The sequence below is a fragment of the Portibacter lacus genome, assembly GCF_021533215.1.
In the GTDB taxonomy this organism is placed as follows: domain Bacteria; phylum Bacteroidota; class Bacteroidia; order Chitinophagales; family Saprospiraceae; genus Portibacter; species Portibacter lacus.
In genome coordinates this window covers 56,060-74,003 of sequence record NZ_JAJNKA010000013.1, presented here as the reverse complement: position 1 = coordinate 74,003, position 17,944 = coordinate 56,060, and the positions used below count along the sequence as shown (strand labels likewise).

The 17,944-nt window shown below is 36.0% G+C and carries 11 protein-coding genes and 1 tRNA gene; 5 read left to right on the top strand and 7 right to left on the bottom strand.

Going from position 1 to position 17,944, the window contains the following annotated elements:
• Positions 1 to 53 precede the first annotated feature (53 nt).
• The 5 genes from L2586_RS19170 to L2586_RS19150 all read right to left on the bottom strand — a co-directional run bounded on the left by L2586_RS19170 (position 54) and on the right by L2586_RS19150 (position 9,481).
• Positions 54 to 1,637, bottom strand: coding sequence for a SusD/RagB family nutrient-binding outer membrane lipoprotein (locus tag L2586_RS19170; RefSeq protein WP_235294561.1), 1,584 nt, complete (start codon positions 1,635 to 1,637; stop codon positions 54 to 56).
• A gap of 11 nt (positions 1,638 to 1,648) precedes the next feature.
• The gene (locus L2586_RS19165; protein WP_235294560.1) at positions 1,649 to 4,630 is read right to left on the bottom strand and encodes a SusC/RagA family TonB-linked outer membrane protein; all 2,982 of its coding nucleotides are present in this window, start codon (positions 4,628 to 4,630) and stop codon (positions 1,649 to 1,651) included.
• Positions 4,631 to 5,176: 546 nt separating this feature from the next.
• Positions 5,177 to 6,283 carry a family 10 glycosylhydrolase gene (locus L2586_RS19160; RefSeq protein WP_235294559.1) on the bottom strand — a complete coding sequence of 369 codons (1,107 nt, stop codon included), beginning with the start codon at positions 6,281 to 6,283 and terminating at the stop codon, positions 5,177 to 5,179.
• A 15-nt stretch (positions 6,284 to 6,298) separates the two neighbouring features.
• Positions 6,299 to 7,351, bottom strand: coding sequence for a carbohydrate-binding family 9-like protein (locus L2586_RS19155; RefSeq protein ID WP_235294558.1), 1,053 nt, complete (start codon positions 7,349 to 7,351; stop codon positions 6,299 to 6,301).
• Between the two features lie 1,011 nt (positions 7,352 to 8,362).
• The gene (locus L2586_RS19150; protein ID WP_235294557.1) at positions 8,363 to 9,481 is read right to left on the bottom strand and encodes a fatty acid desaturase family protein; all 1,119 of its coding nucleotides are present in this window, start codon (positions 9,479 to 9,481) and stop codon (positions 8,363 to 8,365) included.
• Between the two features lie 438 nt (positions 9,482 to 9,919).
• Here L2586_RS19150 and L2586_RS19145 point away from each other — a divergent pair, with 438 nt between their 5' ends.
• From L2586_RS19145 to mqo, 4 genes are all read left to right on the top strand, one after another.
• On the top strand, positions 9,920 to 10,324 hold the full coding sequence (locus L2586_RS19145; protein ID WP_235294556.1) for a hypothetical protein: 405 nt from the start codon (positions 9,920 to 9,922) through the stop codon (positions 10,322 to 10,324).
• A gap of 277 nt (positions 10,325 to 10,601) precedes the next feature.
• Positions 10,602 to 11,093, top strand: a complete 492-nt coding sequence (locus L2586_RS19140; protein ID WP_235294555.1) for a hypothetical protein — start codon at positions 10,602 to 10,604, stop codon at positions 11,091 to 11,093.
• Between the two features lie 37 nt (positions 11,094 to 11,130).
• Positions 11,131 to 11,202, top strand: a tRNA-Arg gene (locus L2586_RS19135).
• A 101-nt stretch (positions 11,203 to 11,303) separates the two neighbouring features.
• Positions 11,304 to 12,818 carry a malate dehydrogenase (quinone) gene (gene mqo, locus L2586_RS19130; RefSeq protein ID WP_235294554.1) on the top strand — a complete coding sequence of 505 codons (1,515 nt, stop codon included), beginning with the start codon at positions 11,304 to 11,306 and terminating at the stop codon, positions 12,816 to 12,818.
• Here mqo and L2586_RS19125 read toward each other — a convergent pair.
• On the bottom strand, positions 12,815 to 13,672 hold the full coding sequence (locus tag L2586_RS19125) for a flavin reductase family protein (RefSeq protein WP_235294553.1): 858 nt from the start codon (positions 13,670 to 13,672) through the stop codon (positions 12,815 to 12,817). The two genes, mqo and L2586_RS19125, sit on opposite strands and share 4 nt — an antisense overlap.
• Position 13,673: 1 nt before the next feature.
• On the bottom strand, positions 13,674 to 14,876 hold the full coding sequence (gene fahA, locus L2586_RS19120; protein ID WP_235294552.1) for a fumarylacetoacetase: 1,203 nt from the start codon (positions 14,874 to 14,876) through the stop codon (positions 13,674 to 13,676).
• 380 nt (positions 14,877 to 15,256) lie between these two features.
• On the opposite strand from fahA, the gene L2586_RS19115 reads away from it, so the two are divergent.
• Positions 15,257 to 17,941 (top strand): DUF1553 domain-containing protein, encoded by a 2,685-nt coding sequence (locus L2586_RS19115; protein WP_235294551.1) that lies wholly within the window; start codon positions 15,257 to 15,259, stop codon positions 17,939 to 17,941.
• Positions 17,942 to 17,944: the final 3 nt, after the last annotated feature.

The window sequence follows — 17,944 nt, the reverse complement described above, 5'->3', positions numbered from 1 at the left end:
TGCTTTAGATCAATCTAAAACAACTCCTTTTTTATTTTTCCAGACTTAAAAGTTTAGAAATTAGACCCTCCGGTATCCCACCAAAGTCTAGTCCCAATTTCATCTGGTCCTCCAAGCTTAGATGTTGCATCGGCAACACCGTCTGGATTATTATTTCGCTCACCATTTACAAAAGGCATTCTTCTCAGGAAGTCGTCCTTAGCAATAATACCCCAAGTTGCATCACTATCATTTTTGAAATTGTAAGGCAATTTAGGATAGCCTGTTCTACGATGGTCAACCCATATTTCTACGGTATTATGCACAGCAGCAATCCACTTTTGTGTCATAATTTTCTCTAATTTCACTTCCTTATCGGCAGCTTCATCCCATTTCACAGTGACTTTAATTCTACTTGTAAAAGCATTATCGTTGTTTTCAGCCTTTGGATCTGTATAATCCCATGGCACTTTAGTATCGTCCAGTAAGTAGTCATCAACACCACCAGCTCCCCATTCAGCGAAACCTTCTCTAACTCCGTTTTCATAATTCTCCTGAGCAGATCCTGCTCCAGCCCAATCACGAAGTGCAGCTTCAGCTAAAAGGAAATGAGTTTCACTAGAAGTAAAACATCTTCTTTTCGGATACCCATTGTTATTAAACTGAGAGTTAATTGTTGAAAAGCTCAGTCGATCATCTTTTGCATTTAAAACAGACGCCGCATGGATTCCTTTATATGGGAATTCTGGATGTTCAGCATATACTGCAGGATCAGTAGCAGGATCAAAATACTTCTCCACTCTTGGATCAGCATATCCTCCTAGTACAGATTCCATCGTTGCACTCATCCGAGTATCACCCCATCCGAAGCATATTCTTGCAGGCTTAAAGAAACCATCGTAATTCAAAATCATGAAGTTGTCCGCATTTGACATTATAAGTCCTCCCGGATCAGCTATCGCTTTCTCACCTTGAGCTTTTGCAAGCGCTGGATCTACTTTAGAAATTCTCATCGCCAATCTAAGACGAAGACTATTTGCAAATTTTATCCAAGCACTAATGTCTCCACCATAACTTGCATCAAATGGCGCTAAACCCGTAAAATCTTGATTAGCACTTAAACCTGCAATGATTTCATCTAATTCTGAAAACCATTGGTTGTAAAGAGCAGCTTCACTATCGTAGTTGATCGTCTTATTCGTCGAACCATATTCACTGTAGATGATAGGACCGTGACGTGCAGACAATCTAGATGCAGCCAAAACTCGAAGTAGCTTCGCCCATGAAGCGAATTCTACACTTCCTTCAGCTTCAGCGACTTCAATAACTGATCGCGCAGGTCCAAATACACTATTATAAACTCGCCCCCAGTTCCCATTCCATCTAATAAAATAAGTTGTATTATTAATATTCGATGTAAAAGGAGTAGGCGTTGCTAGGTGACGAACAAATGCTTCGTTCGCAAGATTGTGATCTATTTGATCTCCAAAAATATTGTTCAGAATCTGAGGGAAGAAAGCTCCAACATGTTGGTTATTCTGTCGTAACGATTCACCAGAAATCTGATATGGATGTGTATTTAACTCTTCAAAATTGCTGGTACACCCAACAAACAGCGCTAAAACACATAGATATTTTAATATTGTTATTTTTCTCATGTTTTTATTTCTTAAAATTTAACATTTACATTAAACCCGAATGTTCTAGTAGTCGGTAAGTTAAAATTATCCAAGGATGCTGAGTTTCGCGTTGTATTCATTGCTAATTCAGGATCAAATGGAGCTTTTATATAGAGAAAGAATAAATTTTGTCCTACTAATGAAAATGTCACAGGGACATTACCAAATGTTGCATTATAGGATAAGTTAGCCTGAGTCAACCTTACATTCGTTCTGTCATAAAGATAAACCTCTCCAATTCCATTTCTTCCTCCCACTTGTCTGTACCAAGTTTCAGTATCTACCATGCTAACTGGAGTATCGCCTTGTACTGCGTTAACTGCAACACCTCCCGCATCTCTAGCGTCAGCTGTTCTCTGAGATACACCAGCTTCATCCAATAAAGATTCTGTCTGACTGAATGCAAGTCCACCAAATTTTCCATTTACGATAAAATTTAACCCGAACTTACCCATCTTGAAACTATTGTTCCATCCAAGACTCCAATCAGAATTAAGATTACCTGCAAATTCAACTTCTGCTGTTTTCAAAGGTCTAGCAGTCGCTTCATCAAGCATAATTCTTCCTTGATCATCTCTTTGGAACATGAAAGCATAAATATCACCAACTGAACCTCCTTCTTCGAATCTCGCAGTATAGCCTTCTGAAGCACCGGTACTAAGTGGACCTAGGTCTGGATGCGTTTCTACTACTTCGTTTCTATTCGCCCAAAAGTTAAAGGATGTTTTCCATAAAAATTTAGGAGTATAAATCGGAGTGATATCTACGACCACTTCTATTCCCTCATTCACAATCTTTCCAGCGTTCACAAAATACGTGGAGAATCCTGATCCCGAAGGCGCAGGTAAAGAGATAAATTGGTCTGTGCTTACTGTACTATACAAAGTAAGATCTACGCCAAATTTATCATCAAAAAATCTCCAATTAGTGCCTATTTCATTACTGGTAATGATTTCTGGACTTAAGTTATCAAATGGTTGCTGGAGGTTTCTATTCACACCACCAGAAGCAGCAATTGTATTTTCTGGATCTACTACATTAAACGGCACCTCATTACCAACTCTAGAATTAGAAAATCTAACTTTAGCAAAGGTTATGAAATCAGGCATTGTAATGATTTTACTTAGGATGGCTGTTGCTCCAAATGATGGATAGAAATAAGATTCATTTCCTGTTCCAGCTAATGAAGAAGCCCAATCATTACGACCGGATACATCCACGTAAAACATTTCCTTGTAACCGATAGTAGCATTAGTAAATACTGCTTGCTTAACCAATCTACTATTCAATATAGATCTGACAGGTACATTTGTTCCAATATTTTGAAAGAAGAATTCATTAGCATATTGGAGCCCGAACTGCGCGCTTCCTGGAACCTCTACACCTTTTCCAAAAACAGTTTTTTGATAACTTGTACCTCCTATAACACCAAGACTAAAGTCGCCAAAATTATCATTGTAATTCAAGATGGCATCCGTATAGATAAGTTCATCATTCCATTTCGAATAATTCCAGCTACCATTAGGATGCACTGTTGTCGTATTCCCTCCTGCAGATTGTCTCTGTTCAGCTCTCTTGTCAGCATAATCGTAATTACCTCTAGCTGATATACTCAATTTATCATTAAACTGATAATCAAGCGTTAGACTTCCTATCATTCGCTTATTCTCATGCTCTTGCGTTTCTTTATTTCGAAGCCAATAAGGATTAGACTGATGATGATCAATTACAAACCAATTCTGCCCTGCAAGATTAGTATTCGGATCTACGATAGAATAATTATTTTTAAAATCATCAAAATTTCTATCTCTAGGAAATCGATATAGACCAGTTAATGGATTATCGTAATAACCAGCACGTGGACGATTCAATGTTTCCTCAATAGACAATATCACACTTGATCCGATGGTCAATTTATCATTAAGCAACTTTGTAGATTGCTTAAAAGTTAAGTTGTTCCTATCATATTTATGATTTTCAAGAATACCATTAGCTGTAACATTCCCAAAAGAGAAGTACGCTTTAGTTCTGTCTGTTCCGCCACTAACAGAAATTGAATTAATCAAGTTCGAACCAGTCTGGAAAAAGTCCTCAACAAAGTTATCATCATAGTCACCTGGAGTGGTAGACCAGCTTTCCTTAGTACCGTTTTCACTTCCATACTTATACTGAAGATCTGGCTTCAATAGTCTATTTTCGAAAGTAACACCAGAGCTAACACTTACGACCGCTTTTCCATTTTTTCCTTGTTTGGTAGTGATAAGCACTACACCATTTGCCCCTTGGCTTCCATAAAGCGCCGCAGCATTAGAACCTTTAAGAATAGAAATACTTTCGATATCTTCTGGATTCAATTGAGACATTCCGTCTCCTCCATCAACACCACCCCACATTCCAGCTTGAGAGCCTTTATTGTTGGCCATAGGAATACCATCTATTACAAATAGAGGACTACTACTTCCTCCTAATGATTTATCTCCCCGTAATACTATTTTAGTAGACCCACCAGCACCTCCAGAACTCTTCTGAATTTCTACTCCGGCAGCTTTACCTGAAAGACTATTAAGAAAGTTAACATCACGAGCGAGTGTTAATTCATCGCCATCTACAGTTTGTTGAGCATACGTGAGCGTACTAGACTCCCGTTTAATTCCCAAGGCTGTGACCACTACTTCATTAAGCTGAAGTCCTTGAGACAAAGTTACATCAATTTGACTTTCGTCACCTACTACAATTTCCATTGTAGTAAAACCAGTGTAGGAAAACACCAATGTGGCGTTGTCTGAAACTTCAAGGGAGTACTTGCCATCTAAGTCAGTAACTGTCCCATTGGAAGACCCTTGTTCAGATACATTCACACCTATTAGTGCTATGCCATCCGAACCTATTATGGTCCCTGTCACTGTCTTCTGCGCTTGTAGTCCAAATAGACTAACGATGCACAAGCAGAGTGTAAAACAAATTTTGTTCATATTCAATAAATTTTATAGTGAAAGTTATAAGCCAATAAATTTTAATACAATAAAAGATTTCTTTCTTTAAAACAATCTATCATATTTTTTTTACTGATCAACTTCAATTGCAGACTTAAAATTTAAACTACTATATATCAAGCACTTGCAATTAAACCCAAGTAAAAGTTAGTTAAATATAATAAATAAACATTAATTCTGTGTGCGTACAACAATTCCATATTTAATAATTTAATAAATACCATTATGGAAATGAATGAAAGCGAATCATATGAACCACCTTATTATATAATGCAGAAAGCCACAATCAATCATTTAAAAACAACGTCAAGATAACTAGCAACAAGAATATGCTAAAAATGCATTTCTTACTTATGAATGACAAAAAAAACTACAGAACAAAGCATGAAAGCCCTAGATCAAAAGTAGATCTAAGGCGTTAGCAGTTATCGACTCATTATTGTGAATTTATGGTAGTAAGGATTCTGCCATTTTCACAAAAAAAGTCTTTAGAATGAAGTGATTATATTTTTGGCTAATCGAGTATTATTTCGTCATTTTTTTCAGCATGACGTAATCCTCATCTTTCAGATTTCCATGTGCGAACAATGCAAATCCGTCAGCACCTTTAGACTTAGCATCTTCATAAGCTAAGACTAATTCATTACCTTTTAAATGCGGTATAAACATTCCTGCATAAACTGGCTTATCATTTTGTAGACGATCTTTAGCTTTCACTACTTCCTCCCCTATCCATTGATATTCTGCATTATAGAACTTATGGTATAACATTGGCAAAAAGCCGTCCAGATCCCACTTATGCCACTGCTGGCGAACACTTTCCCAATTAGGAAAAACTGCAGCAGTAATTTTTTTACCTCGACTTCTAGCCTCTGGAACCAGAAAATTATTCACCATATCATTCACTGCATCATAACGAAATTGATACCAATCTGCATCGTTTTCAGGATCTTCTATTTCCATCGGATCAATTCCTGACTTTTTCTTGTATTCAGACCTGCAATAATCACAGTAGCAGTAATCATATTCTGGATATTCTTTATCTTGGACAATGTTATATTTTGGTTGAAGGCCTTCTGCTAGAATCACATCAGGCATTCTTACATAATCGAGATGCACACCACTTAAACCTGGAATAGATGCTAGCGTTTTCACACGATGCTGAACATATGCTCTCACTTCTGGTCTTCTTGGACAAAGGAACTTGTAATAACCGACATAAGCTGGTGATGTAGCTGCTGACTCTCCCTTTCTATTAACGACATAGTAATCCGGGTGTTCCTCTAGCATTTTCGAATCATTGCAGATCATTGTCCACATCCATGCATGAATTTCTATACCTTCTTTCTGCGCTATTGGAATGATTCTTTCTAGCCACCTATCTTGAACCGTATAGCCTTCTATTTCGAAGAGCGCGGAACTGCTAGAATAAATTTGAGGCAAGACTGCTTGAACACCTGATTCTTTTAATTTTTTAAAAATATCTACCCATTCTGAATCTGTCGTTTTTAGACTTGGTCGTAACCATACCCAATATTTAGGTAATCCTTTCTTGTTGGTGAATGAGTTAAGTAAAAATGGCATCCCTCCTATTACAATACCAGTCGTCTTTAAAAATGTTCTTTTCTTCATGTCAGTTTATTATTCTTATTTATTACGTCTAATTAAAGCATATTTATCAATCGTCCATGTGTGCTCTCCAAATTGACCAATAAGATCAAATCCGTATTCTGAGACACTTATTCTAATTCTGCTGTCTGAAGTTAAACATACTATATCTTCAGGATAGTATCCTTTTTTTCGCTTGAAAGCTCTAACACTGTAATAAATCTTCCACATCTCCCACTTGAATAACTCCTCTTCACCAATTTCAAATTCAGGATCAAAAGCCACATATCCCCAAGTTTCTGGTTTATGCATGTCAATATAACCCGTAGGTGACCATACCCAATTTCTTTCTGGTTGCTTTTTCTGCTTTACATACTTTCCATCGATCACATCCATTAGCCAGTCTACTCTGGAAAAATCAATTCGCCAAAAATCTCGTTTTCCTCCGACAGTTCTTAACGGAATTGCAATTTCAATAGACCAAAAACTATCTATATCACTAGGGTCATTCACAGTTCCTGATAAATAAGTAGCAGACTTGACACCTTTCGCGTCCCATTCAATGATATAATGTGGTCTTTGACTAATACTATAAGGAACCAACATCCATAAATCAAGCATGGTGTTGTTCGCATTAAATTCAAATTCATGGTAATTATGTCCGTTTCCATCTGCATCAATAAAAATTTCAAAATCATCATCTCTATATATAATAGCATCTTTCTCAGTCAATGAATACCAGATGTGATCTTCTATCATATGGGCTCCTATGTATAAATACTCATCATCATAAAGCATTTTCACCATGGTCCTCCTCTCTGGCATTTCCCTTAGTTCACCTTCAATGTCCACAAAATCCTCCGATGATTCAGCATCTAACCATTCTTGCTCATCTAACTTCCCATCGATTACTAATTCTGCATTGATTTTGCTAGCATGATAGAGTGCAGGATTAAATGCTATCGGATGCTTATAGGCTTTTAAGTCATCGCAGTCTTGCGCTTTCACGGTTACGCAGATCAATAATAAAAAGAAACAAAAAGCGTGGACGTTAACGCGACTACCCATGTTTTTAATATATAAACTTATCAATTTTAGCTATTTTCTGTTAGTTACTATTCATTCAATGGTAACTTCACAATTACCTATAAATCTAATGTTAAATTTCTGGCCGTCCGTCTTTTTCATCTGAAGGGACATCCAATATTTCTAGGTTTGGTCCCCGGAACCTTCTAAATTCTAGAAATAAGAAGAGATGAATATCTAAATGTATCGAGCTTTATTTCTGATCGAATCAGACTTATAAGTTCAATAATTTAAACTTCACAGACTTACCTTGATTCGTAAATTTAAATAAAAATGCAATTACGGAGTCATCTTACCTTCTATTATTACCTTTTTACTTAACACTTCTTGTTGAAAATATCTCCGCTCAGGTCAAACTTCTTCATCCAAACCTGTATCTATTGGTAATATTGTCACTAAGATTATAAGCCATAAGAACCAAAGAAAAATTAGGCATAAAAAAACAGGTGAGTTTGGAAACTCACCTGATCATGTTGTTGTCATGAAAAAAAATCAACTCTACTTAATTTTTATCTTCAATGGCTACTTAAGTAATCCTAGTAGCACTATATTTTTCTTGTATTAATGTTATGTATTGTTATGTGAATATTACTTCTTCATGCATTTAATAATCTTGAAAACACAAGATTTAGTCTACATTGATTAGTAAAAGTAAAATAACTTCATAATTATACATAATCAACTGAAATACAAATAATTAAGATCAAAATACTGTATTTCGTTCAATAAATATAGTAAATAACTTTAGAATTGTGTACGTACACACTAATTTTTATTACAAATATTTCAAAATTTATTAATGAAGGTTTCTGAAACCATTTGTATTCCGTAATTAAATTGCGATTTAAATATAAATATAGATAAGCAAAAATAGCGACTAAACTAGTCAATCTACATGCATAGAAAGCAATGATTGCTCAATAGAGAACAAAAAAAATAGTTATCATTCACTTAAGATGATAACTATTCTTCTCTCGTTAATTAATCGAGATTATTTTTTTTTAGACAAAGCTAAAACTAGCCTACAGCTAAATTTGGATTCCCGAAGCTCTTTAACACTCTCAAGTGTGATTGGAAAGCTTCATTTAACTTTCTATACTCATGGTAAGGCAAGTCAAATTCTGCTACCGTATTTCTTACTATTTCCGCTACCTTTGGATAGTGGATATGGCAAATATTAGGGAACAAATGGTGCTCTATTTGGAAATTTAATCCACCAACAAACCAAGTAATTAGTTTACTCTTAGGTGAAAAGTTTGCTGTTGTTCTTAACTGGTGAATCGCCCAAGTATTTTCCATTTCTGGTGTCTCCATCGCATCATGATGCTCTGGTCCTTCAACCACGTGTGCTAGTTGGAAAATTACCGTAATAATAAAACCAGCGATAAGATGTGCTAAGATAAATCCTGGAATTGCGTAGTACCATTGTACTCCTAGTATAAGCGGTAATCCAAGGAAAATAAAGAAATAGCATAACTTAGAAAAAACCATTTTCAAGGTAATTAAAACTGGATTATGTCCTGTTTTAACGGTTAACCCAGATCGATTATAAGCTCTTAGTTGTTTAAAATCTTTAAAAGAAATCCAACTAATCGTTGCTAAAGAATACAATATAGGTGCATAAATATGCTGAAATTTATGGTATGACTTCATTTTTCCATGTGGAGACAATCTCAAGAATGGCTTGTCATCAATATCCTCATCTAAATGATAGATATTAGTATAAGTGTGATGCATTAAATTGTGTTGCATCTTCCATGTAAAAGAACTTCCGCCAACCATATTCATGGACAAGCTTAAAAGTGTATTAACAAATTTGTTTTTAGAATAGGAACCATGGTTAGCATCGTGCATAACACTTAATCCTATCCCTGCAACTCCGATACCGATAATGGCATACATTGCTAAAGTAGCAACTCCTGTTACAACTCCAGTAAGTACCAGAACAAATGGAATAATATAAAAAGATAGCATTGCTATTGTCTTAATATACATGTTAATATTACCAGTCTTTGTTATATTCTGGTCTTTGAAATAAGAATTAACTCTGCTGTGTAGTGTTTTAAAAAACATGGCAGGATCCTTTTTACTAAACTTTACAGTTTCAGGGGCTTTAACGGTTGCTGTATTATTCATTAGATTTTATAAATTGTAGAAAAACTCTTTTTAGATGACATAAAGTAAAAACAATAATAAAATTTAAATTTCTAATTTATTTAAAATTATATATTGCATTCACAAATAATATATACTTAAAATTATCTGACTTTTTTGGTGAAAGTATCATTTTTGTTTCAGTATATGATGATTCTAACTCTTAAAATTTAAAAATATTTCATAAAAATTGTCATTAAAATATGACGAATTCTAAAAGTATGATTCAAATTTTACTTATTAATGTTTGGGGAAAAGTACAACAGAATCTTATAATTGACAAATTAAAAATCGATCAATTTTTTATTAATTTCTTTCTTTGAAATGACAGGAATCATCTTTACCTATATTTCTTAACATGAAATTAATACTTTTAATTCCACCAGAAAAAATAAAACTCAGAAATTCTATCTTTACATCATGGCTATTGAAATTATTACAAAACCTAAAGTTGAAATAGATCCTTCGCTTCTAAATGATCTAAAAACTCAGATCCATGAGCAAGGTCAGGTCATTTTTCATTGTTTATATAATAACAGATTTTTCTTCGAAACAGCGATCCGAATCTGGTCTTCGACATATCTCTACGACCACCACTCTGATCACAAAAGTGAGTTAGTTCATGCAGAAAAAATTGTATACGCTCCAGAATGGCAGATGGTACCTCCTATGAGTAGTTCTCATTTTACATTGATCTTTTCTGGCCTTCCTAAATCTTGTACTCTATTTGATTTCGTCGAGCAGACCAATTCTGAACAAGGTGCCTTTATTTTCAAAAACATAGAGCGAAATAATCAGGATGTATATTATGCTCGGATTAAATAATTCTATTCTTATCGTATTATTTATATCATGTCCTCTGTTCATCTAATAAAGATTACATCCTTAAAAAAATCTTAAAAAAACCACAACAATAATATTTAGTGATCAGCAAAAGTTATAAAAGAGAATTTGATATTTTTTACTCGACCTCATAATTCAATCATCACATAAGATCAAGCAATACAATTATTTCACGCTACCCGAATGCTGCTTTTGAAATTCATAATTGATTTTCCATTCAATAATTTCCTCAGTTTTTCGGAGCACTAATCCTATTCAAATGAAAACAATTGCATTGTCATTCTCCGCTTTTTATGTACTTATCCATTTTGCATCCTGTAATAAAGACCTTGGATTCTTTGAAAAAGAATACCCTGGCGTCGAAAGTGAATTGTGGGAATATTACGAAGAATTTGAATTCCAAGCAGAAAAGCGAGGACTCACACTAGACCTTTCTAATTTAAAAGTAAATGGTGAAATAAGCGAAATCGAAGAACCAGGAGTTGCAGGATCTTGCCAATATGGTTCTGCAATAAACAATCACATTACCATAGATAAAACATTTTGGGATCGTTCCAGTAATTTAAACAAGGAATTTGTCGTATTTCATGAACTGGGACACTGTGTTTTATTTCGAGGTCATGACGAAAGCCAAAACTCGAATGGACTATGCTTAAGCATTATGAGAAGTGGCATTGGCACATGCATAGATGCCTACTCAGACGCAAATAGAGAAAGTTACCTTAATGAATTATTTGTAGACTTGGATTAAGCAATGAAAATATTCATTTTTTCATATATTGGGGCATGGCTCCATAGTTCAACGGATAGAATAGTGGTTTCCTAAACCATAGATGCAAGTTCGATTCTTGCTGGGGCTACTATTAGTTTCATGCTGATGAAACTAATGATCTTATTTCACTTCATTGTGAATAGAATAAAACTTCACATTTAATATATGATGTGAACAGAAATAGAACATATGAACATTTTAGAGTCAAAGAAGAATATTGTATTAATAGGAGCTGGAATTATGAGCGCTACCTTAGGAGTCTTAATCAAGAAGCTTATACCAGATGCTAAAATTGACATATACGAAAGACTTGATCAAGTGGGTGCGGAAAGATCAGACGCATGGAACAATGCCGGCACCGGACACTCTGCTTTCTGCGAACTTAATTACACTCCGATCGATGAAAATGGTGAGGTTGATATATCTAAAGCACTTAGGATCGCTGAACAATTCGAAATTTCCAAGCAGTTCTGGGCATATCTGAAACAACACGATCATTTAGATCCGCAAAAAGGATTCATCAATGATATTGATCACATGAGTTTTGTCTGGGGCGAGAAAAATGTTGATTTTCTGAAGAAAAGATACGCTTCCATGACGAAATACGCCATTTTCGAAGACATGCTTTATTCGGAGGATTATAATCAAATAAAGAAATGGGTTCCTCTGATGATGGAAGGCCGAGCAGAAGATGAGGTCATTGCAGCTACCCGAATGGCAATCGGAACAGATGTCAATTTCGGTGAAATAACACGAGGGATGATTAGCTGGCTAGACCAGATAGATGGTGTTAATGTCCATATGGGGCATCACATTAATGAGATTCAAGAACAAGATAGCGGTTGGTGGAAGATCGATATGAAAGATCTAAATACCAAGGAATACAAGTCCACTTACGCAGATTTTGTTTTCATCGGTGCTGGTGGTGGATCACTTACCTTATTAGAAAAGACAGATATTCCTGAAGCGCGCGGATACGGTGGTTTTCCAGTCAGCGGACAATGGCTAAGATGTACGAATCAAGAAGTCATTAAAAAACACGAGGCAAAAGTATACGGAAAAGCTGCAGTCGGCTCACCACCGATGTCTGTTCCTCATTTAGATACCCGAATTATCAACGGAGAAAGATGTTTGTTATTCGGACCATATGCAGGATTTTCCACGAAATTTCTAAAAGAAGGCTCTTACTTAGATCTATTCTTAAGTATCGAAATGCATAATGTGTGGCCTATGATGCGGGCAGGTATGAAAAACATTCAATTAACTAAATACTTGGTTAACCAAGTCATGCAATCTCAAGAAGATCGATTCGAATTTCTTAAATTATACTATCCTGAAGCTAAGTTTGAGGATTGGGAATTGGCAGTTGCTGGACAACGTGTACAAATAATCAAAAAAGATAAAGAGGAAGGTGGTGCTTTAAAATTTGGAACGGAAATCGTCAAGAATGAATCTGGTTCTTTAGCTGCATTGCTTGGCGCTTCACCAGGAGCATCGACTTCAGTCTCTATTATGCTTGATGTTATTAAACAGTGCTTTCCTGAAAATCACCAGTCAGCACATTGGCAAAAAACGCTTAAAGAAATCATTCCTTGTTATGGAAGTTCATTAATCGAAAACGGAGAATTGTGCAAAAAAATGCGTGCCGAATCCACGAGAATTTTAAAACTAGAGGATCAGGATAAGAAAGCTAAACAACACTAGCACAACAACATTAATAACGCTTCCCAAGTCTCCCCTGCTTCAAGTTTAACTTGTGCTGCTTTGTGGATACTTACCTCTTCATGAAGACTAAATGTTTGACGATATTCTTCTAGTTCTTTCTCTGAGGGTAGCCGGTTTAGATTTCCTAATCGTCCCAAATTATTCCCCGTCAGAATAGAACTGTTTCTGACTTCTAATGGTAGTGAATCCACACCCATTCCTAAACTTCGGATTGGCTTCGGAATTTCAAACAAAGCGTCACCATTTGCCCGGCAATACCAATTCCCTCCCATTCGCGCTACTAGATCAAGTTTCTTAGGATCGAGATCACCTGATTCATCAAGATAATCATCATCCATATGAATCTGAACTACTTCGCAAATCACCAAATTACCAGCACCTCCTTCATTTCCCATTTCGATCACCTCCTTTACTTTACACTCGAACGATACTGGACTTTCACTTACAAACGGTGGTTTAATAAATGTCGATTCCGATGGTGTAAATCCAGACTTTTCATATTCATTTACTCCCTTTTCATACGCGGTACTCGCAAGAGACATTTGCTCGACCATCGAATAATTCACAATGCTAATGCTCACTTCAGGAACCTCCTTAATATTCTCCAGCGTGTGTTTATTTTCTCCAGTCCGCACACTTCGTACAGGGGAAAAAACAAGTGTTGCCGGATTCGGTCCGAAAACATTAAAAAAACTGAATGGACTCAGATTGACCCTACCCTCTTTATCAACCGTACTCGCGAAAGCAATCGGTCTAGGAGCAATGGCAGAGGACAACAGCTTATAAGTTTGAGCAACTCCGGCTATATTCGGTTGAATTTTAATTTTTGTCATGTCAATTTTTTTTCGCTGGTAATATTTGGCCACTTACTTTTCCAAAGCCAACTCTCTTACCATCTTTTTCACAATATCCAGTTAATGTTACAGTGTCGCCATCTTCTAGAAACGTTCTATATGAGCCATCATTTAAAGCCACTTTCTTCTTTCCTCCTCGACTGATTTCCAGCAAGGATCCGAGCGCACTTTCATCTTTACCGCTAATCGTCCCTGAACCCATTAAGTCTCCGATCCTAAGATTACAACCATTAACACTATGATGCGCAATTTGCTGATTCATATTCCAATACATATATTTAAAATTAGAATTTGAAACAATAGTATTGTTAATTTTAACTTGTAGTTTTAGGTCAATGTTTTTATTCCCTACTACTTTCAGATAGTCTAAAACTGGAGGATTCTGTTCTGGACCTTTTACCAGAAATGGTTTCAATGCTTCATAAGGAATAACCCAAGGTGAGATAGATGTTGCAAAGTTCTTTCCTAAGAAAGGCCCAAGCGGAACATATTCCCATTTCTGAATATCTCTTGCTGACCAATCATTCAACAGCACCATTCCGAAAATATATTCCTCTGCTTCCTCAACTGGAATAGACGATCCTTGCTTATTTTCTTTGCCAATGATAAATCCTGTTTCAAGCTCAAAATCTAATGCTTCCGTTGGACCGAAAAAAGGTGAATCTAACTTACTTGGCTTAATCTGTCCTTGAGGTCTAACGATATTAGTGCCGTCCACCACAATGGATGAAGATCGACCGTGATAACCAACAGGTATATGTTTCCAATTCGGCATTAAAGCATTTTCTGGATCTCTGTATAGCTTACCTACATTAGTTGCGTGTTCTTCGCTTGAGTAAAAATCGGTATAGTCACCGACCTGAACGGGTAAGTGCATTGTTACTGCTTCTTGCTTTACGATATACTTATTAAGCGACGAATCTTCTGAAGCGATAAGTGATTGTAGTTTTGTTCGAACACCATTCGTAATACTTTTACCAAGTTTTATAAACTCATTCAGAGTCCCCGTAAGCATGCATTCGTAAGGAACTTGATCGAATATTCCGTCTTTAACTGCAGTGGTCAGATCGAATACCGAATCACCAATAGCTATGCCTATTCGCTTATCCTCTGTTTTATCAGAAAATATTCCATATGGCAAGTTGTGAATTGAAAAATCTGAATTTGCTTCGATTTTGAACATTCCGTTTACTTTAGTTAACAAAAATAGGTGTTAAGTATGAATAACCTACCATTTCACTATATTAATGTTGCATATGCAACATTAATTCCTCATGACTGTAGTGGCTTTTTGGTTGGAACGATGGTTTTAAGTTGTAGGTTAAAGATCTAACATCGATTTAAGCGCTGTCAGATCAGTAAGTACTGTCAGATCAGTTCGCGCTTTCAGATCAGTTTGCGCTGTCAGATCAGTAAGCACTAGTAGATCAATTAATGTTATCAGATAGATGAGTGCTTTTTAGACCAATTTTAACACTTTTTTCAAACTATGGTATGCAGCATTCTTTAGTAGAATAAAAATTTGTAGATTAGCTAAGCGGATAAATTATCTATCTAAACTATATGGATTTAAAACAGAAAATATCAAGATTTCTTGCTTTTTCACCTTTAGCTATGCTTCTGGTTATTAGTAGTTGTTCAAATTTTTCAAAGCAAGTGGACTACAATGCAGATGTAAAACCAATTCTTAACAAACACTGTATTTCATGCCATGGTGGTGTAAAACAAAGTGGTGGGTTTTCTCTACTTACTGAAGAAACTGCTTTCCAGAAAACGGAATCTGGACATCCGGCAATTATCGCTGGATCACCGATGGATAGTGAATTTATCAGAAGACTAAAAATCGATGATCCAGAGGAAAGAATGCCACTTGATGCAGAACCGCTGACCGCTGAAGAAATAAAAACCCTTGAAAAATGGGTTAAACAAGGTGCGAAATGGCAGTTACACTGGGCATACAAACCATTAACAGAAGAAGATAAAGTTCTGGAAATGGGAATGGGTTCAAGCGAAAATTGGATAGATAAACAAGTAGCTGAAAAATTAAAAACCATTAATCTTTCATCCAATCCCAAAGCCAATAAAGCAGAACTACTCCGTCGCGTTGCTTTAGATATCATCGGTGTTCCTGCCCCATTATCGTTACAAAGACAATATTTAAATGATGAAATTGACTACGAAACATTAGTAGATAGCCTACTAGCTTCTCCACTTTTTGGGGAAAAATGGACATCCATGTGGCTAGATATTGCTCGTTATGCGGATAGTAAAGGATTCGAAAAAGATCAACGTAGAAGTATATGGCGATACAGAGATTATGTGATTAAGTCATTTAATAATGACCTACCCTATAATCAATTTATCGTTGAGCAATTGGCAGGTGATTTATTAGAAAATCCAACTGAAGACCAACTCATTGCTACAGGTTTTCATCGAAATACTACAACAAATGATGAAGGTGGAACGGATAATGAAGAATACAGAGTCAAAGCGGTTATGGATAGGGTTAGTACTACTTGGGAAGGAATTCTAGGAACGACTATGGCTTGCGTTCAATGTCATGGTCACCCTTACGATCCTTTGCCACACGAAGAATACTTTAAAACGTATGCTTTCCTGAACAATACCAGAGATAATGATACACAAGAAGATTATCCAAGATTGAATTTCTTAGATTCATTAAGTAAGGCTGAATTAGGTGAATTAACTTCGTGGATAGAAAAAGTGTCAAATAATGAGAAGGCAGAAGAAATAGAAACTTTTGTTAAAATTAAGCAGCCTATTATTTATAGTTTAGAATCCGATAAACATGTCAATGCTGCATTGTATGACACGAAACATCTTGTATTTAGAAAAGACGGCAAAGCAAGATTCGCTCATGTAGATTTCACAGGGAAAAACACTCTGCTAATTAACGCAATTTACTACATCCAAGACAGCGAAATCTCGTTGAGGATAGACTCCCTGAACGGTAAAGAGATTGGTAGAATTAACTTAACACAAGAAACTAAGAGGGATCAGCTTATAGAAACTTCTATATCTGATATCACAGGAATTCATGATCTCTACTTTGTTTATAAAAATCAAAGCTTGAAAGATAGAGATAGAGGCGGTTTCAGAATGGGATGGCTGTATCTTTCCGATGGATTTCCAGGAAAAAATGAGCCTGAATATGAAAATAAAAAGCAACTTTTTTATAGCCTAATTCAGAGAAATTATCCTTCTACACTAATCATGCATGAAAATGAAGGCGGCAGAATTAGAGAAACGCGCTTATTTGACAGAGGAAACTGGCAATCTCTAAAACAAAAAATCAATCCAGGAACACCAGAGATTCTTCCTCCTATGGAAGAAGGTGCTAGGACTGACCGGCTTGGTTTTGCTCAATGGATCGTCAATCCACAAAATCCTTTAACATCCCGAACATATGTCAATAGAATATGGGAGCAACTCTTCGGGAGAGGAATTGTAACAACGGTAGAAGATCTCGGTTCACAAGGTGATGTACCTTCTCATCCTGAGGTTTTAAATCGACTTTCCTATGACTTCATGCATCAAATGGGATGGAGTAGCAAGACATTGATCAAAACGATTGTAATGACCGCTACCTATCAGCAATCATCTTCATTCACGCCAGAAAACAAAGAAAAAGACCCTTATAACATTTACCTTTCTAGAGGCCCTAGAAATAGATTAACCGCAGAGCAAATTCGTGATCAAGCACTTTTTGTCTCCGATCAGTTAAGTTCTAAAATGTTTGGCGAACCAGTAATGCCTTATCAACCAGACAACATATGGCAGTCACCATATAGCAGCGAGCAATGGAAGATGAGTGAAGGTGAAGATCGCTATAGAAGAGCAATATATACTATGCTCAAACGGACAGCCATTTATCCTTCGATGGAAACTTTCGATATGGCGCAAAGACAAGTTTGTACTTCTCGAAGAATCATGTCTAATACACCATTGCAAGCACTCGTAACACTGAACGACCCTGTATATATCGACCTTTCTGACAAAATTGCAGCAAATGCTATTCAGAAATATCCTGATGATATAGATGCTCGGATCAATACGATATATGAGAAAGCCATGTCCAAGAAAATATCAAAAGAAAAATCTGATATTCTCAAAGGGTTGTACGAAGAAACTAAAAATGAATTAGGAGAGATGGAAGACCGAGACTTAATTGCAATGAGTACTGTTGCAAATGCGATCATAAACTTAGATGACCTGCTCAATAAATAAATC

What these genes read in the sequence shown, in the direction of transcription:
- L2586_RS19170 (WP_235294561.1), bottom strand. Translation starts at nt 1,637, where the DNA reads ATGAGAAAAATAACAATATTAAAATATCTATGTGTTTTAGCGCTGTTT.
- L2586_RS19165 (WP_235294560.1), bottom strand. Translation starts at nt 4,630, where the DNA reads ATGAACAAAATTTGTTTTACACTCTGCTTGTGCATCGTTAGTCTATTT.
- L2586_RS19160 (WP_235294559.1), bottom strand. Translation starts at nt 6,283, where the DNA reads ATGAAGAAAAGAACATTTTTAAAGACGACTGGTATTGTAATAGGAGGG.
- L2586_RS19150 (WP_235294557.1), bottom strand. Translation starts at nt 9,481, where the DNA reads ATGAATAATACAGCAACCGTTAAAGCCCCTGAAACTGTAAAGTTTAGT.
- L2586_RS19145 (WP_235294556.1), top strand. Translation starts at nt 9,920, where the DNA reads ATGGCTATTGAAATTATTACAAAACCTAAAGTTGAAATAGATCCTTCG.
- L2586_RS19140 (WP_235294555.1), top strand. Translation starts at nt 10,602, where the DNA reads ATGAAAACAATTGCATTGTCATTCTCCGCTTTTTATGTACTTATCCAT.
- mqo (WP_235294554.1), top strand. Translation starts at nt 11,304, where the DNA reads ATGAACATTTTAGAGTCAAAGAAGAATATTGTATTAATAGGAGCTGGA.
- L2586_RS19125 (WP_235294553.1), bottom strand. Translation starts at nt 13,672, where the DNA reads ATGACAAAAATTAAAATTCAACCGAATATAGCCGGAGTTGCTCAAACT.
- fahA (WP_235294552.1), bottom strand. Translation starts at nt 14,876, where the DNA reads ATGTTCAAAATCGAAGCAAATTCAGATTTTTCAATTCACAACTTGCCA.
- L2586_RS19115 (WP_235294551.1), top strand. Translation starts at nt 15,257, where the DNA reads ATGGATTTAAAACAGAAAATATCAAGATTTCTTGCTTTTTCACCTTTA.